This window comes from Bacillus sp. REN3, from assembly GCF_017912555.1.
Taxonomy (GTDB): Bacteria; Bacillota; Bacilli; order Bacillales; family Cytobacillaceae; genus Mesobacillus.
Genome location: NZ_JAERSD010000011.1, coordinates 76261 through 98061 on the forward strand (window position 1 = coordinate 76261; position 21801 = coordinate 98061).

The following is a 21801-nucleotide window of genomic DNA, read 5'->3' on the forward strand; positions in this document are numbered from 1 at the left end:
GTATTTCACGTTGGATCCTGTGCTGTTTGAGAAAAAGGCGGATAAAATACTGAACTTTTTAAAGAAATCGAGACATCCACATTATTAGTTCACATACCATTTATACAGAGAAGATCTTCCAGCGGCCGAAAGTCATATCCGGAAAATTAATTCGAAGCAGCTTAGAACGGTTGATCAAATCCTCCTCTTTATTTGGCAGGAACGGGTATTTGAAGCAAAAGCACTGTTACCACAGCTGAAAGACAATATGTATAAGTGTTACTACAATGCCTTGATCGCCTTGGAAGAACGGAATCGAAAAGCATTTGCGGAATCCATGGAAAAAGAGAAGGATCCATTCTACCGTAACGTGCCGGAAATTCAGGAAAAGGCCCATAACGGGATGAATGAAGAGGCTTTAGACAATCTTGAGCAACTGCTTGTTAGCAAGGAGGATTGAAACTGATATCGGGTATCCTATATAAAAAAGAATTGGAAAGACAGTAAAAAAGCGGGAGAGCCTCCCGCTTTTTCTATCTGGCACAAGTTTCTCAAGTCTATTCGTCCGCTCATAAGCCAAGCGGAGTTTTCAGCATGTTGGGCAGTTCCTGTAGAATCACGCCACAGATACTTTTAAAAGGATTCCTTAAAATACTTAAGATACAGCTATAATACATTGAAGTATCTGGCTTCAGGATGGGAAAATACGATTGCTGTAACAGAAGCTTCGGGTTCCATCATACATTCTTCTGTCAGCTGGATGCCGATGTCCTCAGGTCTTAAAAGTTTGAACAGTTTCCTCTGATCCTCAAGGTTTGGACAGGCTGGATAGCCAAAGGAATATCTTTGTCCCTTGTACTTTGCAGCGAAACGATCTTTCATCGTCATATCCGGCGGGTCCGGAAAGCCCCAGCGGTCACGCATCTGGCGATGGATTAGTTCCGCAAAGCCTTCAGCGGTTTCAAGGGCCAAAGCCTGTAACGCATGGCTTTCAAGAAACCGGCCTTCCTGTTTAAGCTTCTCCGCTGCCTGGCGGATACCATTGCCGGATGTCACGGCGAACATTCCAACATAATCGACTTCAGGATCTGATACCGGCCGTACATAATCCGAAAGACAGAGCCTTGAGGAGGATTCCTGGCGCGGGAACGCAAATGTCTCGATGACTTTGCTGGGTTCCTCGGGATCGTAGATATAGAGCTTGTTTCCGTCTGATTTTGCAGGGAAGAACTGATACACAGCGGCAGGCTGAAGCCAGTTGTGTGTTTTTGCCTCAGCAATAAGAGATTGAATGACTTCATTTACCTTAACAGCTTTTTCATTGCCCTCTGCAAGCAGTTTTTCGATCTTGCCTTTTACCCCAAGGTGGTGCCCAAGAAGCATTTGCCTGTTGATATACGGCTCGATATGCGCGGCCGAGTAGGTTTTCAATAGATGCCGCTTTGTATCCTGAGGTATAAAAACTGGAGCTTCGGCAACTGTTTTGGGCCGTTCCAGCACCGCAGTCGCTGTCCGTCCTTCATTGTTCAGAGCTGGCCGTTGCGCCACTGCTTCTTGCTTTGCTTTCTGCTCTCTGAATAGCTTGGCATTTTCATCAGGATCCTGCAATTGGTTAGCAAGTGACAGTCCATTCATCGCATCTTTTGCATACAACACAAGGCCATCGTATTCGCTGGCAATTTTCGTATCGGTGAATTTCCTTGATAATGCTGCGCCGCCGACTAATATGGGGATATTGATTCCGGCCTGGTTCAGGTCGCGTGCGGTCAGAACCATTTGCTGCGCCGATTTGACAAGCAATCCGGAAAGGCCGACCATATCGGGTTCTTCTTTTTTAACTGCTTCAACAAGTGTTGTCGGGTTCACTTTAATGCCAAGATCGATCACTTCAAATCCATTGTTGCTTAGGATGATGTCTACCAGGTTCTTGCCGATATCATGGACATCCCCTTTGACAGTAGCGAGCAGGATTTTCCCCTTTGATGAGGTTGAATCGTTTTTTTCCATATGAGGTTCCAAATAGGAAACCGCTGCTTTCATTACCTCTGCACTCTGGAGGACTTCTGCGACAATCAGCTGATTGTCATTGAACAACCTGCCGACCTCTTTCATGCCATCCATTAATGGACCGTTGATGATTTCCAGCGGGGCAGGGTAGGCAGCTAATGCGCCATCAAGGTCGGGAAGCAGTCCTTCCTTCGTACCCTCCACCACGTAGTAGGCCAACCGTTCCTCCAGCGTCATATCAGGAATGATCCTTTTTGTTTCTTTCTTCTTGTCCCTGTAAAACTCTGTAAATCCAGCTAAAGCCTGATCACTTGTTTGGAAAAGCAGCTTTTCGGCCATTTTGACTTCTTCGTCACTGATCGAGGCAAACCGCTCAAGCTTCTCCGTGTTGACGATTGCATAATCCAGGCCAGCCTGGGTGCAATGATAGAGAAAAACGGAATTAAGTACCTCACGGCCTACAGGAGGAAGTCCAAAAGAAACATTACTGATCCCAAGGATTGTCTGTGTTTCCGGAAAAGCTTCTTTGATACGCCTGATTCCGTCAACAGTGGCTTTTGCCGAACCGATGTATTGCTGATCACCTGTTCCTACAGGGAAGACAAGCGGGTCAAAGATCAGGTCTTGCGGAGGAACCTTGTATTTATTAACTAATAGATCGTATGAGTGCTTGGCGATTTCCAGTTTCCTGTCGGCTGTGACGCCCATTCCTTCTTCATCAATCGTGCCGACAACGACAGCAGCTCCGTATTGATGTATTAGACGGGCAACGGATTCGAAACGCTCTTCGCCGTCTTCAAGGTTCACGGAGTTAATGATAGCCTTTCCCTGTATATAGGTGAGTGCTTTTTCAATCACTCTGTCATCTGTCGAATCGATCACAAGTGGCACCTTGACTTTTTTGACTGCCTCTTTGATGAAAAGCTCCATATCGGCAAGTTCATCCCGGTCGGGATCCGCCAGGCAGATGTCGATTACGTGGGCTCCATTTTTCACCTGGGCTCTTGCGATTTCCGCTGCTTCCTCAATCTTGCCTTCGGAGATTAAGCGCTTGAATTTACGGGAGCCGATGACATTGGTCCGTTCACCAACCATGATTGGCCGAAGTGTCGGATCATCATATATGAAAGGCTCGATACCTGAAACCATATGGTATTGATTTTTAACTTTTTTGCGTGGGGGTCGGCTCTCCATCCTTTCTGCCATTGCTTTTATGTGGTCCGGTGTAGTGCCGCAGCAGCCGCCTACGATGTTCAACCAGCCTTCACCGGCAAAATCGGCAAGCTTTTGTGCAAGTGTGTCTGGTGTCTCATGGTAATGCCCATCCTCATCAGGCAGCCCGGCATTTGGGTAACAGCTCACAGCCGAAGAAGCAAGATTGGACAATGAACGCAAGTGCTCCTGCATGAATTCGGGTCCAGTGGCACAATTCAGGCCAATCGCTATCGGATTCATATGTTTAACAGATATATAGAAGGCCTCGATGGATTGGCCGGCAAGCGTCGTGCCCATAGGTTCGATTGTCGCTGATATCATCAATGGGATTTCTTTTCCGCTTTTCCTGAAGGCTCGTTGGATACCAGTGTAGGCTGTCTTGACATTGAGGAGATCCTGGCTTGTTTCAAGCAAAAGCAAATCGACATTCCCATCAAGAAGGCCTAAAGCCTGTTCTTCATACGCTGCAGACATGGCTTCGAAGGTTGTACCGCCAGTTACGCTCAGCGTCTTCGTCGTTGGACCCATCGAACCGGCAACAAAACGCGGCCATGCCGGAGAGGAGGCCTGATTTGCAGCCTTTCTTGCGATTTCGGCAGCGGTTTTATTGATTTCATAAGCTTTTCCGCCTAATTGATATTCATCAAGTACAAGGCTCGTGGCGCCAAAAGTATTCGTTTCAATGATATCTGCTCCGGCTATTAAATACTGCTGGTGGATTTTTTCGATTACCTGCGGAGCGGTGAGATTCAGGTTCTCGTTACAACCTTCGTAATCTTCGCCGCCAAAATCTTCCGCAGAAAGATTCGCCTGCTGGAGCATGGTCCCCATGGCACCATCCATGATAAGAATCTTTTTTTCCATCTGTTCAATTAACATAGTTGACATTTTGTTTCCTCCTTAAGAGAAGGCTGCTGTATTCATTGGCATGGCTTGCCAGTTCAACCGTCATCTCGTAGTTCATGAAAGGGGTGATCAAGTAAATGCCGTTAAAAAGTTCTGATGCAGCCTCGATCAGACCTTTCGTAATGGCGATCCCTTCGCGCTTGGATTGGACTGGTTCATTATTGAATTTCGCCATTATGTCAAGGATATCCTGTGAAATTTTGATTCCCGGGACTTCGTTATGCAAGAATTCCGCGTTCCTGCTGCTTGTCAGCGGCATCAGTCCAATATAGACCGGAGTGACGAGGTGTTTGGTCGCTTCATATACTTCAAGCAGCAGTTTCTCTGAATAAACCGGCTGGGTAATGAAATAGTCCGCTCCGCAGTTTATTTTCTTCTCCATCCGGGCAACTGCCTTATCAATCGAACGGACATTGGGATTGAAAGCAGCGCCAATTGAAAAAGCGCCTTTCTGGCCAAGGTCTTTTCCAGAATAGGATAATCCTTCATTGAATTGCTTGATCATTTCAATCAGTTCAAATGACGAGACGTCAAAGACGGACGAAGCTCCCGGGAAGTCGCCGACTCGCGCAGGATCTCCGGTGATGGCAAGCACATCATGCAGGCCAAGCGTGTGGAGGCCCATTAAATGCGACTGCAGGCCAATGATGTTTCGGTCGCGGCAAGTCAGGTGGACCAGCGGCCTGAGACCTACATTTTCTTTGACAAGATGGCCGATTGCGGCATTGGAAATTCTCGGAGAGGCAAGGGAATTGTCTGCCAAGGTCAATGCATCGATCCCGGCTTGCTTCAGTGCATTTGCTCCGGAAAAAAATCTGGTTGTATCCAATTTTCGCGGAGAATCAAGTTCAACAATGACTGACGGCCGTTTCTTTACAATTTCCTGAAGGGGCGCTGTTGTTCTTTTAATCTCTCTCGATTGGATGATCATTTTTTCTTTTTGGTGCAGGACCTTTTTTTCTGCTAAAGGATGAACACCCTTTAGCTTGTCTGCAAATGCTTTTATGTGTTCTGGTGTAGTACCGCAGCATCCGCCGATCAGCCGGACTCCCTGGCTGCGGAATTTCACCGCTGATTTCCTGAAATATTCAGGGGATCCTTCGAAATGGAACCTTCCGTCTGTATAAGAGGGGAGGCCGGCATTCGGATACGCGGAAAGGAAAGCACTCTTTGGGATTTCAGCCTGTTCAAGGCTGGCAATCATATGATGCGGACCAAGACGGCAGTTTAGCCCAACAACATCAGCACCTAATTGATCCAAGCTTTCAAAGGCTTTCTTAACAGGAGTTCCGTCCTGCAGGATCCCGACTTCCTGAAGAGAAATCTGGGCAATGATAGGCAAGTCAGTTTCCTTCCTGGCGATTTTTAATAGTGTCTCAATTTCCTCCAAGTCGTAAAAAGTTTCAAGGATCAACCCATCGATTCCTTCCAGGAGAAGACAGTATAGCTGTTCACGAAAGCTCCGCTTGATTTCCTCAAGAGGGATGGCAGATGGCTTGAATCCACGGGAACCTCCAATGGTTCCCAATACATAAGCGTTGTCACCAGCAGCCTGGCGCGCCAGACGGATGGCAGTACTATTAATCTCCTTTACATGGTCTTCCAGGCCGTATCTTTGAAGCTTTATATAATTTGCTGCGTACGTATTTGTCTGGATCAAGTCAGCCCCCGCTTCAACATAGGCTTGGTGGATGCCGATAATCTCCTGCGGATGGGATACATTCAACTCTTCAAAGCAAGTCCCGGTTCCGAACGAGTAAAGGAGGGTTCCCATTGCACCATCTGCTATTAAAATCTCATTCTGCAATCTTTCCAGGAAGCTCATTTGAAACACTCCTTATTGCGTGATAATTGTTTGCCGGCTTCAAGGGCCTGCTTGATGTCACGGATCAAATCCCCCGGATCCTCCAGGCCTACAGAAAGCCGGAGAAGGGTACTGCTTATGCCTCTCCTTGTCCTCTCGGATTCCGGCATTGAAGCATGGGACATTTTTGCCGGATAAGAGAGGATACTTTCGACGGCGCCGAGGCTGACTGCGAAAACAGGCAGTTTCAAATGATGGATGAAAGGTCGCAGCATTTCGTCCGTTTTTAGCTCGAACGAAAGAATTGCACCAGGACCGTGTGCTTGCTCTGCCTGTAATCGCTGCTGGGGATGTCCCTCCAGGCCTGGGTAGTAAACTTTTTCGATTTCGGGTTCGTTCGCTAAGAAGCTGGCAATCCTTCTGGCACTTTCCTGAGATTGTCTCATCCTTATAGATAGTGTCTTGATTCCTCTCATAACAAGCCAGGCATCCTGGACGCCGAGGACTGCGCCGAATGCGTTTTGCAAAGAATAAAGTTTGTCAGCAAGGGATTCATCTTTCACAACAGCCAGACCTGCTACCGTATCGCTATGTCCTGATAAAAACTTTGTTGCGCTGTGAAGGACCAAATCCGCTCCCAAATGAAGGGGACGCTGGAGATAGGGTGTCATGAATGTATTATCGACGAACATGAGGGCGCCATTCTCTTTTGCAAGCCTGCTGATGGCCTGGATGTCAGTCACTTTCAGCAACGGGTTCGAAGGTGTTTCGGCAAAAATCAAAGAGGTATTCGGCCTGATTGCAGCCTTGACAGCTTCGAGGTCTGTCATGTCCACAAAGGTGTGGTCTATTCCGAAGCGGGCGAGGACCTGGTTCACCATCCTATATGTTCCGCCATACACATCCTCGGTTACGACGACATGATCACCCTGTGACAGAAGGAGGAAGGCTGTCGAGATCGCAGCCATTCCCGAAGAAAAAGCGAAGCCCCTCGAGCCGCCTTCTAGTTCCACGATGATTCCCTCCAAGGCTTCTCGTGTCGGGTTCAAGCTTCGGCTGTAATCATATTTCCCAAAGTTGTCGACCGAAGATTGATGGAAGGTGGAGGCATGATGGACCGGGACACTTACCCCGCCTGTTGTTCTATCGATCTTATACTTGTTATGAAGCAGCTGCGTTTCGAAAGAATAGGAATCTGTCATACTTCAACCTCCTGAAGCGCTTTTTGAAAGGCGCTCTCCAAATCGGCAATCAAATCAACCGCATCTTCAATACCGACCGAGAAGCGCAGCAGACGATCACAAACCCCGTTTTTTTCACGTGCATCTTTCGGAATATCCGCATGGGTCTGCGTGGCTGGATATGTAATGAAACTCTCGACTCCTCCCAGGCTTTCGGCAAATGTGATGATATCCAGGCTTTGCAAGAACGGATTGACGATTGAAGGGGAGACGACCCTGAAGGAAACCATCCCGCCCCTGCCCGGGTAAAGAACATCCGTTACCGCATCATGGGCTTTTAAATAATCCACCAATTGTTTCGCATTCCGTTCATGGCGCTCCATTCTCAAGGACAATGTCTTCATCCCTCGAAGAAGGAGCCAGGAATCGAACGGGCTGAGCACGGCTCCTCCGCCATTATGGTGAAGGAAGAGGGCTTCGGCTAATTCCGAACCTTTGACGGCAATCAATCCTGCTAGGACGTCATTATGTCCGCCAAGGTATTTCGTTCCAGAGTGAACCACGATGTCTGCCCCCAATGTAAGAGGCTTTTGCAGCAACGGGGTGTAAAAAGTGTTGTCAACAATCAATAGGAGTCCATTTGCTTTGGCGATTTCAGAAATCTCGGCAATATCTGCTTGTTCCATTAGCGGATTGGTAGGAGTCTCTACGAAAATCGCTTTTGTTTTAGGTGTTATCACGGATAAGACTTCCGCAAGGTCGGCCAGGTCCGTATAAATACAGTTCAATCCCCATTTTTTAAAGCTTTGTTCCAAAAGTCTGTATGTTCCGCCGTATAAATCTTTGGAAACAATCCATTCATCTCCGTTGCCAAATAATGAGAGAATGGTCGAGATAGCCGCCATTCCTGAGCTGCAAGCAAAGCCGCGATCGCCCCCCTCGAGATCCGCAATCGCTTGTTCCAGGATTTCACGTGTAGGGTTGCCTGTACGAATATAGTCGTATCCGCTCGATTGCCCAATCCCTTCATGCCGATAGGCCGTTGTCATGTAAATGGGTGGACTGACCGTTCCTGTCAGCGTTTCACTCCTGTTCCCAAGCTGTGCCAATCTCGTGTTGGTTTTTACCACTGAAATCACTCCTGACGTTTTCTGATTCTTTTACGTTACGGCCATGTTTTGACTGTGGATTTCCCCACCAGGGATTATGCTTGGCTGCTTCGAAGCATCCAGCACAAAATAAAAAAGCCTTCTATAAGAAGAAGACTTTGATGGTGTACTCTCGAGTCATTCTTCTTATCTGCCAAGTTTAGAAACTTGCTGGAATTAGCACCTTTTCAACCTTGTGGGCTGTCGGTTGCTGAAGCATCCAAGGGCCAGAACCCTCCGCTTCTCTTGATAAGAAATGATAGAATTATTAAATTTCTCTAAATATTACATGCAATATAGGTGAATGTCAATTGTTTTTTTAAAGCGGTAAAGCGATAAAGGCAGAGGAGAGTATCCAAATGGAAACTCTCCTCTTTTATCATCACTGGATGCCAACAGCGTCAAACGCCTTATTTACAGAGGTTACTTCGGCAGAAGAAGATCCATATAAATCTTTGGCAGCTTGTACCAGACCAGCTCTTGCTTGGCTGAAGTTCGTGGATGAGGTAAAGTAAACGGTATTTGCGCGATAGAAGATAGCTCCCATCTTGTCAGTGCCGATACCGGAAACGGCCACCCCATAGTGAGTACCGCCTTCACTGAGCAGGTAGGCTGCTTTGTTGATGATTCCGCTGTTCGTATGGACCCCGCCATTATCAGACGTGCCAGTGTAACGTTTAGAGTAATGATCTGGATCGCCGTATTTTGTGGGATCACTCATTGAACGAAGGGCATCACCTGCTTTATTTGGTGTATAGATGTCTTCGCCTATTTCAAAATCGGGATTGTTATTATCATGGAATTCAGCAAGTGTCCCAAAAATATCTGAAACGGCTTCGTTTAACGCGCCTGATTCATACTGGTATACCAAATCCGAACTAAAGTCGGTCACAGCATGGGTCAACTCGTGGGCAACGACATCAAGTCCTCCGGATAGCGGAATGAACGTCGTGCCATCTCCGTCCCCGTACACCATTTGCTGACCGTTCCAGAACGCATTGTTATAGCTTCTGCCATAATGGACAGTCGATTTCAGCGCAGCACCTTTATTGTCATAAGAATTACGATTGAAGGTATTCTTGTAAAAATCATAGGTTAAGCCTGCATAATAGTGTGCATCCACAGCTGCTCCATCGTATTTAGCGTTCAAAAGATTATCGGCATCCATCCAAAGTGTGCCAGGAATACGCTGGCGATTTTGTGCGTCATAGGTGAAAACCCCAGAACCTCTCGTGTTATCCTGCAAGTAATAAGCACCATTAGACAGAAGCGTATTGAGTGTTTTCGTATCGCCAAGAACACCAGTTCCGGCGCCTACAGCATTAGTCCCTGTCAGGGATGGCCCAGTTTTGCCTGCCGTATGAATAGCGTTGAATTTATTGATGATTTCCCCTGTTCCAGCATCGATGAAATAATGATAATTGCCAGGCTCAGGGCTGAGGAAGTTAAGAGTGACATGGTAAGCAAAAACAGCTTTGTCTGCGGCCGGGTAAACAATTACCTCAGCTGCAGGCTCTTTTTCGTAGACCGGCTGGAATCCCAGATCAGCTTCCGCCAGGTTGATCGCCTGTTGTTTAGATTTCTTTTTTTCTGCTTTTTTTAATAGTTTGCTATTTAGATTCGTAGTGACTGTACCGGTGAAAACTTTGAGGACACCAGATTCATCAACCTTCGCTGCTTGTGTGGAACCCCAGACTGGAATGCCTTCATAAAACTGTTGAAGGCGGACAACCTCGCCGCCAAGTGTGTCTGGGTCCACTGAAAGGACTGTGAACGATTCATTTTCACCAAGTTTGTACTTTGGTTTGGAACTTTTAAGATAATCGAGAACAATTTCCTTTGCTGACTTTGCCGAAGGGGCTGTCAGCTTACCGGCAGCAAATTGCGGGGTTCCGCTGCTCTTGGTGAACTTTTGTGATTGAGAATCTGCGGGTGTGGCAGCAAAACCGGCCGCAGCAAACAAACCACTGCACGCAAGGGTCGCTGATAAGCCAAATGCGACTACATTCTTTTTCAAATAAACTCCTCCTAAAAATAGTAACTTATGACTGATTCTAGCAATTTGTTTTACTAGAATAGGATATTTATACGATAATATTCAGAAGATTTCAATAAGATTTTTTTAAAAAAAAGAAATAAAGTCCTTAAGTAGGATAATTATAGAAAATATTTCAAATCGGGTTATGAAGGAATAATCATTAAAATCAGAATTTATTGACTAATCTGTAAATATCTTTATAGTATTAACAGTAGCACCAACTTATAAGAGGGGGTAACAAAAATGAATTCGCTTTGGCTAGCTGTGACAGGAATGATTGTCTTTGCCATCGGCTATCGTTTTTATTCGAAATGGGTAGCTGAAAAAATCTATCGGCTTGATCCAAACTTCGTAACTCCGGCACATCAGTATTCAGATGGGGTGGATTTTGTTCCAACAAAAAGGATAATCCTTTGGGGACACCATTTCACTTCAGTTGCCGGTGCAGCGCCGATTGTAGGACCGGCAATCGCTGTCTATTGGGGATGGCTCCCGGCATTCCTTTGGGTAATACTTGGAACGGTGTTCGCAGCGGGAGTCCATGATTTCGGGACGCTCGTCCTATCCGTACGGAATAAAGGGCAGTCTGTCGGGACGATTACAAGCAAACTGATTGGAAAACGGGCAAAAATCATGTTCTTATTCATCATTTTAATACTCGTTTTAATGGTTAACGCCGTATTTGCATGGGTTATTGCCAATCTTTTCGTTCAATTTCCTGCTAGTGTCCTCTCCGTATTCATCCAAATCCCGCTCGCAATCTGGATTGGATATGCAGTTTATAAGCGAAAAAAGGGAATGCTGCTTCCATCCCTGGTCGCGCTTGCTGTTATGTATGGAGCAGCTGTTCTGGCCAGCAGGGTTCCTGCGCTTCAAATTGACCTCGTTAAATATTTTGGAGGACCGGACCAAACGGTATTGTTCGGACTGAATGGTGTGTCCATGGCATTCTTTGTTTGGATTATTGTCCTGATGGTGTATTGCTATATTGCATCCACGCTTCCCGTTTGGAAACTCCTGCAGCCTCGGGATTATATCAATTCCCATCAGCTTGTTGTAGGCTTGTTCATTTTATATGCGGGTTTGATATTCCTTCAGCCAAAGGTCACTGCGCCTGCCATTAACGGATCTGCGGCGGATGTATCCTGGTTTCCGCTATTGTTTATCACGGTTGCCTGCGGAGCGATTTCAGGGTTCCATGGGCTTGTTTCTTCTGGAACATCGTCGAAGCAGCTTGAAAAGGAAACTGATGCAAGATTTGTTGGCTACTTAGGCGCGGTTGGTGAAGGGGTTCTCGCTTTGATCGCCATTATTGCGGTCGTGACGGTATTTGCAACGAAAGCGGATTTCTCTGCAGCTTATGGAAGCTTTGCTGCAGCAAGTTCTGGCGGTCTTGGAAATTTCATCAACGGTGCAGCCCAGCTTGCAACAGGTATCCTCATCCCGGCCGATATCGCAAGGACAATTGTTTCCATCATTGTTGTCAGTTTCGCGGCAACTTCTCTTGATACCTCTGTCCGGTTAATGCGCTATATCATCGCTGAAATCGGAAGCGAGTATAAGATCCAGGCACTGACAAAGACGCACGTTGCCACAACTGTAGCAGTTGTATCCAGTGCCGCACTTGTTCTATTGCCAAAAGGGCCAAATGGTTTCGGTTCAGGGGGATATTTGCTCTGGCCGCTGTTCGGAACGAGCAATCAGCTTCTGGCGGGCGTCAGCTTGCTGCTGATCTCCATCTGGCTGAAAAGACAGGGCAGGAATTATCTTGTTACCTTCATCCCTATGGTGTTCGTCTTCTTTATGACGTTATGGGCACTGATTCAGCAGGTCGCCTTCCAATGGTCAGGATATGGGAGCGGCGAGGTCAATATGCTCCTGTTTGTCCTTGGCGGAATGATCCTGATTTTCGTCTTCTGGATCATTCTTGAGGCGGTTGCTGCCCTTACCCGGAACAACCCGCCGCAATTGACAAAAGACATGTAGAATGAATGGGAGACCGGGCTTCCGGTCTCTATTGCCATTTAGGAAGGGGGAGTCACCATGGGTTTTATCGATCAATTGAAGCGGGTTGTTTCCCTCTATGATGAAATCCTTAAACAGCCTCATAAAATGGAACTGGCGCGGGAACTCCGTGATGAAGAAGATCTGTTCATGCTTCTTTGCTTTTCTGAGTTGCTAGGTCTTCCGAATCCGGCTTTTTATTATACATTGGAGCTTTATCCGGCTATTGTTGAACGTTTCCATGATTGGCATTTGCGTGCAGGCATGGAAAAATCCCCGCTTGATGGGATTCGGTGCTGTTAGGAGTGACAATATGAAGATAACGGAAAATAAGATCTATTTTATTGGGGGAAAGGGAGGTGTCGGAAAGAGCACGACATCAGCAGCAATCGCTTTATTGCTATCAGGACAAGGGAAAAAAGTCCTTCTCGTTTCCACTGATCCAGCCCATAATACAGGGGATATATTTCATGCTGATTTTAGCGGCGGAAAGGTAGTCGAGGTTTCCAAACGGCTTGATGTTCTTGAAATTGACTCGGAAGTGGAATCAAGGAAGTATATAAGCAGTGTTAAAGGGAATCTGAAGGGGCTTGTAAAAGCAACAATGATGGAGGAAGTGAATCGGCAGATCGATATGGCTGCTTCCACTCCTGGAGCAGAGGAAGCAGCCCTGTTTGACAGGATTACTTCTTTGATTCTTGAAGAAAAAACAAATTATGATGCGATTGTTTTTGATACCGCCCCAACTGGCCACACAATCAGACTATTGACGCTGCCTGAATTGATGGGTGTTTGGATGGACGGCCTTCTTGAACGGCGCAGGAAAGTGAACGAGAATTATGCCCAATGGATGAATGATGGCGAGCCAGTGGAAGATCCATTATATGAAAAGCTGAACGAAAGGAAGAATCGTTTTAAAAAGGTACGTCATATCTTGCTCGATGAAAATCAAACAGAGTATATTTTCGTACTGAATGCAGAAAGGCTGCCGATCATTGAAACAAGGAAAGCGATTGAAACACTTGATCAGCATGGAATCCTTGTCAACACGGTAATCATCAACAAGGTCATTCCTGATGAAGCCGATGGTGGATTCATGGAAAAAAGGAGAGCGAACGAGCGAATCTACCTGGCAGATATCGACCATACTTTCAAATCACAAAAGAGATTCTATCTCCCATTGCTTGATCAGGATATTTCCTCCCGTTCTGTTCTTGAAAAAATATCAGAAATACTTGGCAGCCAGGTTAACGAAGTAAAGGCATGAAAAAGCAGTCGGAAGGCTGCTTTTTTGCTACTTCCAATCCAGTTGGCCAAATTTCGTGATATAGTAATGTACGGGTTTGGGGGGAGCAGTGTTGAAACATCTTAAAGTAATCATCGTTATCATTTCCATCGTGTTTTTCTTTTTTCCAGCCATCACATCAGCCCATAATGGCGCCCGTGATGAACTGGGCGGCCATTTCAGAAATGCTGACTGCATGTATTTCCTGCATGAACCGACAGAAATAACAAATGGCGCCACCAATATGCAGCAGCTTATTGAGTTGATCAAACAGTATAACAACAATTCCCGCTGTACAGCAGGTTTGACTGAAGCAAAGGTAGGCCTGGAAGGTTATACTTTTTCATCCGAAAGGTCCAGCGAATCAACTATTCGAACGACTTTCTCCGGAAAGAAACCTTCGTCGAAAAAATTGCAACTTGGGAAAAGTTATCCAGCAAATCTAGTCGATTGCACGGACGGTGATACAGCCGTTTTTAATCTCAATGGTAAAAACTATAAAACTCGCTTTCTATATATTGATACACCGGAGAGCACAAGGGAAATCGAGCCATTTGGACCGGAAGCCGCTGAATTCACCTGTTCATTTTTACAAAAAGGTCCAATCACTCTCGAAACCGATGGCGGGAATCTATTCGACCGCTATGACCGTCTGCTTGCCTGGGTTTGGGTAGGAGACCAGCTTCATCAGGAAGAAATCACAAAGGCTGGACTAGTGGAAGGCTATTATGATTACGGAAGCTATAAATATGAGAACAGGATCGGGTCTGCGATGGAGTATGCAAAAGCAAATGGCAATGGAATCTATGGGATGACCGAGTATGGACAACCTGAAGAAGCGGAGCCTGAAACTCAACAAGAAGAAGTGGCCAAGAAACAGCCTTTTCCTAAAAGTAAAGAGCCCGCCAGATATCGGAAAAACGAAGAGTCCGAATATTACAGCTTGCTAACTGGTTTGATATCAGCAGTCCTGTTCTATTTCATCGGGCCTATAAAAGAGGCGATGGGAAAGCGCACGTTGCTTGCCCGCCGTATGTGGTCCAGAAAAGGCTGGCTGAACATACTTCTAGGTATTATTTATACGTTCATTTGTCCTTTTATCATCCTTTTGCTGATTGTCGAAGTTTTACATATTTTCAAGAAAAGTACAAAAGAATGAGAAGGAATTCCTCACTTTTTGTAATAGTATTGATTTCTACAAGATATTTGGTATCCATTTTTCGGAAGTTGAAAAACTCTTCGAAAATGGTATCGGATTTTTTTGTTTGCGGGTGAACTCACAAAAGCTCATACAGTATCCTGCGGAATCAAAGGGAAAGTTGCGGCTCCACCGTCGCTTTTAGTCGATGAGGCTCAACTCATGTTCCGCGGAAAGCAAGAAACTTGGAATGGAAGTCAACCATTTATTAAATAGCAACAAAGTTTATGAAAATAGCAATGTTTATAAAAAATAAATTAAAATGAGTCCTAATAATACAGAAATCATTGCTGTTTTTCTTCTGAAACTCATACAGTCTTCTATTTCAGAATTTACAAATGTCCTTATTTCTGGGAGTTAAATAACTCCTTTTTCAGCTTGGTTCGAATTTCATATCAGAACATGCTGCCGCTGTTTAAGGCTGGACCCTGCTTTTCACTCGCTTTAGTAAAAACGGGCACATGTTCATCCTTTTAAATTGGCATAATAGCAGACATCCTTAGGAAATCATGGGACAATCAGGGTATTTTCATTGCTATGTCAGCTGGATTATATTACTATTTCTATTGAATACTAATGGTGGTGTTGCCGTGGAAATCACTAAACATTTACTTCTTAATTTATCTCTTTTGATTGTTTTGCTTTTTTTCACTCAATTGGTGATTGAAAGGCAATCGAAAGAGTTCAACCGCAGATGGTTCCAGTTATTATATTTTGTTATTTCAATCGTCCTTTGTTTCATTTTTACAATTGAGGTCCAGGAGGGAATCCGCTTTGACCTCCGGCAGGTTCCAATGATTCTTGGGAGCTTGTATACGGGATATAGCTTCCTGCTTACAGGTGCAGCAATCTTGATGCGCGGCCTGATGGGAGTCGACGATGGGTTTTGGGCTTCTTCGATTGTCTTTGCCACTTTGGCTTTTTTTCTGACTTGGATCCATCGATGGTTTTTACGATTGTCCCTGAATCAGCGTGTTGGCGTATCCATTCTTCTCACTGTAATCACTTCGTTTGTTTTAATGGAGGCAATCGCATTCATCAATAAACCGATTTATCATGCAGAAGCCTGGATCAGTTTTATTGTGATACCAGGTATTACATCAGGTCTTATCAGTTATTCATTAGAAACAATCCGGCAAACGCTGATCATCCGGCAGAAGCTTGCAAAAGCAGATAAAATCGAGGCGGTCAGCCATTTAAGCGCCGCAATATCCCATGAAGTCCGAAATCCGCTGACCACTGTCAGGGGTTTCCTTCAACTTTTAAGGGACCAATCATACAATCAGGAAAAAAAGGAAGAGTTCATAAAAATTGCAGTAGAGGAGCTCGATCGTGCCGAACAGGTCATCAATGATTATCTGACCTTTGCAAGACCAGCTTTTGAAAAAGTGGAAGAGATTGAAATTGAAAAGGAACTCGACCATGTTTTGAAAATACTTGAACCGCTGGCGAACCTGAACAGTATTCAAATCAAAAGAGTTTATACTCCTAAGCTTTACATATCCGGAGACCGTTCCAAGTTCCAGCAGGGATTCATCAACTTAGTCAAAAATGGATTCGAAGCCATGCCTGATGGGGGCGAGCTTACAGTCAATACTTTTGCCAGAGACAATTCAATACATATCATGGTGAGTGATACAGGTATCGGGATGACAGAGGAACAACTTGCCCGCCTGGGGGAACCGTATTACACGACCAAGGGCCAGCAAGGCACCGGACTTGGCATGATGGTGACATTCAGCATCATTCAGGCTATGAGAGGAAAAGTAGAAATTAAAAGTCAGGTAGGGAAGGGAACGACCTTCCATGTCCGTTTTCCAATTGCCCAATCACGGGAATCGTGATTTCATAAAGAAGGATCTCAGGTTAGGGTAATCCGCGGATGGACGTTGTGAAGGCTGCCTCGTAATTGGCTTATCTTGACAATGATATCATGGATTGCTATAGTTAAATCAGCCAATTGCACGTGTTAGGCATCACGCAATTTGCTTGTTCTAATCTTTAGAATTAAATGAGTCAAGCAATGAAGAACTAAACGTTGTGATTCGCTAAATTTTCATGGCTTTTTCGGCCGATCTAGGAGGATTTTTTTACATGAAAAACGGTAAGGTTAAGTGGTTCAATGCAGAAAAAGGTTTCGGATTCATCGAAACTGAAGATGGAAACGACGTTTTCGTTCATTACTCTGCAATCCAGTCAGAAGGCTTCAAAACGCTAGAAGAAGGCCAGGAAGTATCCTTCGAAATCGTTGAAGGCGCTCGTGGACCACAAGCTGCCAACGTTACAACACTATAATTCCAAAATACATGCTCAGCCACATCGGCTGGGCTTTTTTAGTTTGCTCTTTCATTTCCTTGAATTTTAAACATACTCGCGAATTCGACGAGGAAATGATATAAACCTCCGCTTTGTTATCCATATTTTCTCCTTGTTTCCCTACTATTTATTACCTTCATTTTCAAAGAGTCGCGGGAAAAAGTCAATCTTGGTCTTTAAAAGAGGAATAAAACGGCCGGCTTTTTCATTTTGCCAGGCAGGCAAAAATTGATATATCCCTTTATCCTGTTCTTTGATAAAATTGGAACAAACGTTCTTTTTTGTTTTATGGAAAACCCACAAGATAGTCCATCTGCTATAATAGTAGCATTGAAAAAATGCCATTTTTGAAGAATGCCTGATTTTTAGGGGGATTGAAATGAAATTTATCCATACAGGGGACTGGCATCTCGGCAAGCTGGTCCACGGAGTCTATATGACAAACGATCAGCGGGAGGTGCTGAATCAGTTCATCGGCCTCGTTGCTGAAGAACAGCCAGATGCTGTTGTAATCGCGGGCGACCTTTATGATCGCTCTGTTCCTCCAACAGAAGCAGTTGAGCTTCTGGATGAAGTTCTATTCAGGATTAATGTGGAACTTAATACGCCGGTTGTAGCTATTTCAGGTAACCATGATAGTGCCGAAAGGCTATCATTTGGCAGTTCCTGGTATCGACAGAACCATTTCTACCTTGCTGGCAAGCTTATCGCTGATTTCAAACCAATACATATCAATGGAGTGAATTTCTATCAGGTACCTTTTGCGGAACCAGGACTTGTCCGCCATCTGCTGGATGATGCCTCTATTCATTCTCACCAGGACGCAATGAAAGCGATCATTGGGAAAATCGAAGAAAATCTGAATCCAAATGAAGCGAACGTATTTGTCGGACATGCTTTTGTCCTTGGAGGCGATTCATGTGATTCTGAAAGAACCTTATCTGTTGGAGGATCAGGCTGTGTAACACAAGACCTGTTCGCGCCATTTTCCTTAACGGCACTTGGCCACCTTCACAGCCCCGATGCAATCAAGCATGACAGGATCAAATATTCTGGTTCTCTGTTAAAATATTCATTTTCAGAAGCAAAGCAGCGGAAAAGTGTCTCGATCATTGAAATGGATGAGAAGGGCAATTTTGACATTCGCTGCCGCAGTCTGACACCAAAGCAGGACATGCGTGAAATCACAGGCCATTTAGAAGAACTGTTGGATCCGTCTTTTTATGAAAAAGAAAATACGGATGACTATTTGAAAGTGACCCTGCTTGATGATGGGGCATTGATTGATCCAATGGGGAAGCTCCGGCAGGTCTTTCCTAATGTGCTGCACCTTGAACGGAAAATTGAAGCGACCGATCAAAAGCAAAAGCAGTATTTTACCTCAATACGCGAGGAGAAAAAAACCGAACTCGAGTTATTCGAACAATTTTACCGGGAAATGACCACCTCCGATTTCACAGACGATAAGCGAGGAGTGATGGCTGATATTATCGGCAAGGTGATGAAGGAGGAGAGAATGAAATGAAACCTCTTAAATTGACCATGCAGGCTTTTGGCCCTTATGCGGGTACGGAAACGGTTGATTTTACACAGCTTGGGAATCGGACGATGTTTGTGATATCCGGAAAAACCGGTGCTGGAAAGACGACGATATTTGATGGCATCAGTTATGCCATCTACGGAAAGGCAAGCGGTGAGGACCGCAATGGCCCTGATTTGCGCAGCCAATTCGCAAGTGAGGATCTTATGACTGAAGTCTGCCTGGAATTCTCACTTAGACAAAAAACATACAGGATTAAACGGTCCCCCCAGCAGGAAAAGAAAAAAGAGCGTGGCGGCGGCACAACCTTAGTCGGCGCAAAGGCCGAATTGTATTTGATCGTTGGGAATGGTCAAGCCCAGTTACTTGCATCGAATGTCCGCGACGTAGATGAGAAAATCAAGGAAATCATGATCATTGACAGCAATCAGTTCCGTCAGATCCTGATGATTCCGCAAGGGGAATTCCGTAAGCTGCTTACATCTGATAGTAAAGAAAAGGAAGTAATCCTCCAAAGATTGTTCCACACGGAAATCTATAAACGAATTGAGGAGAAATTGAAAGAAGAGGCTACTGTCCTGAAAAAATCGGTTGAGGACCAGCTTGAAAAGCGGGATACATTCCTTCGCAGCATAAAGGCAGTTGTAAGCGATGAGCTGAAAGAGTATGTCGAAGCTGGCAGTGTGAATGATCTTCTGCTCCTGCCACTGTTACAACAGGAAATTGCTGCGATGACAGGAAGATTGGAATTGTTGAACAAAGAACGGGATACACTCCAGGACCAACGGGACAAATTGCAGCAACGCCTGTTTGAAGCAGAGTCAACACTGAAACAGCTTGCAGCTCTTGAGGATCTTCGCCTGAAAAAAGAAAAACTTGAAGGTCAGCAGCTTTCCTTCAAAGAAAAGGAATCCGAAGCTGAGCTTGCCAAGAAAGCGGCTTTGCTTGCAACACAGGAACAGCTCTGCCACAGGCTTAAAGCAGATGTAGACAGTCTGTCTGTACAAGTCCGAAAAATAAAAGAACGGATTGGCGTGTATACTGAGAAACTAGAGAGGAGCGAGGAAGAATACAAGCGACAGATAGAGCGGGAAGCTGAGCGAAAAGCAGCTGCTGAGCATTTAGGCAAGCTTGAGCATCTGAAAGAAGATGTCGATGCTTATTCAATCATTGCCAAAACGGTGCAGGAGCTCGGCGCTAGCCGGGACTCGATCAGGCGGCAACGCGAACATGGGGAAGAAGCGTTGAGGAAGGCAGAGAAACGATTGAAGGCCTTACAAGCCGAAAGAGAAGAGGGAGAGAAAGCACAGCTGGCTTTTATTGAAAACGGGCATGCCCTTGAAAAGCTGAACTTTGAAAAAGATAAGCTGAATAAACTGGGGAAGCACCATCAAAAACTGCGGAATGCCCGGCAAGTCTTTTCAAACAGCCAGCAGGTATTCAAAAATGCCGTGGGACGCCTTGAGGATGCGAAAGCAACCGTCATGGAGCTGGAGCACAGCTGGCTTCATTCCCAGGCTGCAGTCCTTGCTTCATCGTTGGTTTCCGGTGAAGCCTGTCCTGTCTGCGGTTCGGAGCATCATCCCAATCCCGCCATCGCTAAAGATGGTTTCATTCCAGATGAAAGTGATCTGAAGGCAGCGAGAGAGCAGGCGGCAGAATTGGAAAAGGAAAAAGCTCAGGCGGAAAAAGTGTTTATTGAAGCGGATGCCAATGTCAGGTCATTGGCTGGCGTGCAGGAAGAACTTGTGGCTGAAATCCTGGAATTCAATAACGATTTTCAGTTGGACAAGCTTAATGAAACTGTTTTGCTGATCCAAAGCAAAGAGGACGATTTGAAAGATCAGAAAAAAACACTTTCGAGCCAATTGGCCGCTCTCGATCACATAAAGTCTGAAATAAAGACTGCCGAAGAAGGAAGGGAGAAACTTCAGCAACAGCTAAGGACGCTTGATGACAGCTATCAATCATCCGTGGTCCGTTATACAGAAAAGAAAACCATGCTTGAGGGGATGACCGACAGAATTCCTGAAGAACTGAGGTCGATATCGGCTTATCAATCGAAACTGAAAGCTGCCATTCAAATTAAAGACCGCTTGGAACAGCAGTTCGAAGACTCCAGGAAAAATTTCCAGGAAGCAAGGGAACTACTTGGTTCAGAAAAGGCTCGCGGGGAAGAGGCAGAAAAACGGTTAAAAGAAACCGAGGATACGCTCGCGACTGAGCGGGAATCATTCAGGGCAAAAATGGCTGCACAAGGATTTGATAATTATCAGTTCTACGCAAAAGCAAAAAAGTCAGAACGGGAAATCCAGACGCTCGAAGCAGAGATTCGCAGTTACCGTGAAGAAATAAGATCCATCACAGACAGGTTCGTGGAACTCTCAGAATTGCTGAAGGATGTGCGGAAACCTGATATCGGCATCCTGAAGGAGGAGTTCGAGGTACTTAGTGAAAAGATCAAGAAGGCAGAAGAAGCCTATCAAGATCTCCATTTTAAAAAACGGGATAACGAAGCGATCCTGCAAAATGTAGAAACTTTGAATGAGCAAATGAAAGTGCTTGAAGAACGCTACAAGTTAATTGGGCATTTATACGAAATTTCAAAAGGGCAAAACACCTATCGCATCACCTTCGAACGTTTTGTACTAGCTGCGTTCCTTGATGATATCCTAACTGAAGCAAATGTAAGACTGACCAAGATGACAAGCGGAAGATACAGGCTCCTTCGGAAAACAGACCGCTCAAAAGGCAACGTCCAAAGCGGGCTTGAACTGCTCGTCCTTGACGCATATACCGGCCAGGAACGCCATGTCAAAACCCTATCTGGAGGTGAAGGTTTCAAGGCAGCGCTATCCCTAGCGCTCGGGCTCGCTGATGTCGTTCAAAACTATGCAGGCGGTGTTTCACTGGAAACAATGTTCATTGATGAAGGCTTTGGCACGCTTGATCCCGAGTCGCTGGATCAGGCAATTGAGGCACTGATTGACATCCAGGGCAGCGGCCGTCTAGTCGGTATTATCTCCCACGTTCCTGAATTGAAGGAAAGGATTGACGCAAGGCTTGAGGTCATTGCCACCCAGACAGGAAGCAAGACAGAGTTCTATTTAATGAATTGACGACCCTTTCAGCATCAACTGTCCGTCTATGCTGTTATGTTATAGTCAAATGCAAGGAGAT

Annotated in this window: 14 protein-coding genes and 1 riboswitch; of the genes, 9 read left to right on the top strand and 5 right to left on the bottom strand. The window is 45.4% G+C overall.

Annotation, left to right across the window (positions count from 1 at the left end; all coding sequences use genetic code 11):
• The first annotated feature begins 247 nt into the window (after positions 1-247).
• Positions 248-439, top strand: coding sequence for a hypothetical protein (locus tag JJQ88_RS11560; protein ID WP_210366054.1), 192 nt, complete (start codon positions 248-250; stop codon positions 437-439).
• A gap of 206 nt (positions 440-645) precedes the next feature.
• Here the strand turns inward: JJQ88_RS11560 and metH are convergent, their stop codons facing one another.
• The 5 genes from metH to JJQ88_RS11585 form a co-directional block, all read right to left on the bottom strand.
• Positions 646-4089 (bottom strand): methionine synthase, encoded by a 3444-nt coding sequence (metH, locus tag JJQ88_RS11565; protein ID WP_210366055.1) that lies wholly within the window; start codon positions 4087-4089, stop codon positions 646-648.
• The gene (locus tag JJQ88_RS11570) at positions 4070-5932 is read right to left on the bottom strand and encodes a bifunctional homocysteine S-methyltransferase/methylenetetrahydrofolate reductase (protein WP_210366056.1); all 1863 of its coding nucleotides are present in this window, start codon (positions 5930-5932) and stop codon (positions 4070-4072) included. Before JJQ88_RS11570 ends, metH begins: the two co-directional genes overlap by 20 nt.
• Positions 5929-7113, bottom strand: a complete 1185-nt coding sequence (gene metC, locus JJQ88_RS11575; RefSeq protein ID WP_210366057.1) for a cystathionine beta-lyase — start codon at positions 7111-7113, stop codon at positions 5929-5931. Before metC ends, JJQ88_RS11570 begins: the two co-directional genes overlap by 4 nt.
• The gene (locus tag JJQ88_RS11580) at positions 7110-8222 is read right to left on the bottom strand and encodes a methionine biosynthesis PLP-dependent protein (RefSeq protein WP_210366058.1); all 1113 of its coding nucleotides are present in this window, start codon (positions 8220-8222) and stop codon (positions 7110-7112) included. The genes metC and JJQ88_RS11580 overlap by 4 nt, the downstream gene beginning before the upstream one ends.
• A gap of 162 nt (positions 8223-8384) precedes the next feature.
• Positions 8385-8496, bottom strand: a riboswitch (SAM riboswitch).
• A 126-nt stretch (positions 8497-8622) separates the two neighbouring features.
• Positions 8623-10257 (bottom strand): M4 family metallopeptidase, encoded by a 1635-nt coding sequence (locus JJQ88_RS11585; RefSeq protein WP_210366059.1) that lies wholly within the window; start codon positions 10255-10257, stop codon positions 8623-8625.
• A 264-nt stretch (positions 10258-10521) separates the two neighbouring features.
• On the opposite strand from JJQ88_RS11585, the gene JJQ88_RS11590 reads away from it, so the two are divergent.
• The 8 genes from JJQ88_RS11590 to JJQ88_RS11625 all read left to right on the top strand — a co-directional run bounded on the left by JJQ88_RS11590 (position 10522) and on the right by JJQ88_RS11625 (position 21740).
• Positions 10522-12264, top strand: coding sequence for a carbon starvation CstA family protein (locus tag JJQ88_RS11590; protein ID WP_210366060.1), 1743 nt, complete (start codon positions 10522-10524; stop codon positions 12262-12264).
• Between the two features lie 57 nt (positions 12265-12321).
• Positions 12322-12585, top strand: coding sequence for a cory-CC-star protein (locus tag JJQ88_RS11595; protein ID WP_210366061.1), 264 nt, complete (start codon positions 12322-12324; stop codon positions 12583-12585).
• A 10-nt stretch (positions 12586-12595) separates the two neighbouring features.
• On the top strand, positions 12596-13549 hold the full coding sequence (locus JJQ88_RS11600; protein WP_210366062.1) for an ArsA family ATPase: 954 nt from the start codon (positions 12596-12598) through the stop codon (positions 13547-13549).
• 91 nt (positions 13550-13640) lie between these two features.
• Positions 13641-14726 carry a thermonuclease family protein gene (locus tag JJQ88_RS11605; protein ID WP_246861101.1) on the top strand — a complete coding sequence of 362 codons (1086 nt, stop codon included), beginning with the start codon at positions 13641-13643 and terminating at the stop codon, positions 14724-14726.
• 629 nt (positions 14727-15355) lie between these two features.
• Positions 15356-16609, top strand: coding sequence for an ATP-binding protein (locus JJQ88_RS11610; protein ID WP_210366063.1), 1254 nt, complete (start codon positions 15356-15358; stop codon positions 16607-16609).
• Between the two features lie 250 nt (positions 16610-16859).
• Positions 16860-17060 carry a cold-shock protein gene (locus JJQ88_RS11615; protein WP_210366064.1) on the top strand — a complete coding sequence of 67 codons (201 nt, stop codon included), beginning with the start codon at positions 16860-16862 and terminating at the stop codon, positions 17058-17060.
• A 400-nt stretch (positions 17061-17460) separates the two neighbouring features.
• The gene (locus JJQ88_RS11620; RefSeq protein ID WP_210366065.1) at positions 17461-18606 is read left to right on the top strand and encodes an exonuclease SbcCD subunit D; all 1146 of its coding nucleotides are present in this window, start codon (positions 17461-17463) and stop codon (positions 18604-18606) included.
• A complete protein-coding gene (locus JJQ88_RS11625; protein WP_210366066.1) occupies positions 18603-21740 on the top strand; it encodes an AAA family ATPase in 3138 nt (1045 codons plus the stop codon). The genes JJQ88_RS11620 and JJQ88_RS11625 overlap by 4 nt, the downstream gene beginning before the upstream one ends.
• The last annotated feature ends 61 nt before the right edge of the window (positions 21741-21801 follow it).

Bases quoted from the DNA above. Each gene is read 5' to 3' on its own strand.
- JJQ88_RS11560 (WP_210366054.1), top strand. From the start codon at position 248: ATGTATAAGTGTTACTACAATGCCTTGATCGCCTTGGAAGAACGGAAT.
- metH (WP_210366055.1), bottom strand. From the start codon at position 4,089: ATGTCAACTATGTTAATTGAACAGATGGAAAAAAAGATTCTTATCATG.
- JJQ88_RS11570 (WP_210366056.1), bottom strand. From the start codon at position 5,932: ATGAGCTTCCTGGAAAGATTGCAGAATGAGATTTTAATAGCAGATGGT.
- metC (WP_210366057.1), bottom strand. From the start codon at position 7,113: ATGACAGATTCCTATTCTTTCGAAACGCAGCTGCTTCATAACAAGTAT.
- JJQ88_RS11590 (WP_210366060.1), top strand. From the start codon at position 10,522: ATGAATTCGCTTTGGCTAGCTGTGACAGGAATGATTGTCTTTGCCATC.
- JJQ88_RS11595 (WP_210366061.1), top strand. From the start codon at position 12,322: ATGGGTTTTATCGATCAATTGAAGCGGGTTGTTTCCCTCTATGATGAA.
- JJQ88_RS11600 (WP_210366062.1), top strand. From the start codon at position 12,596: ATGAAGATAACGGAAAATAAGATCTATTTTATTGGGGGAAAGGGAGGT.
- JJQ88_RS11615 (WP_210366064.1), top strand. From the start codon at position 16,860: ATGAAAAACGGTAAGGTTAAGTGGTTCAATGCAGAAAAAGGTTTCGGA.
- JJQ88_RS11620 (WP_210366065.1), top strand. From the start codon at position 17,461: ATGAAATTTATCCATACAGGGGACTGGCATCTCGGCAAGCTGGTCCAC.
- JJQ88_RS11625 (WP_210366066.1), top strand. From the start codon at position 18,603: ATGAAACCTCTTAAATTGACCATGCAGGCTTTTGGCCCTTATGCGGGT.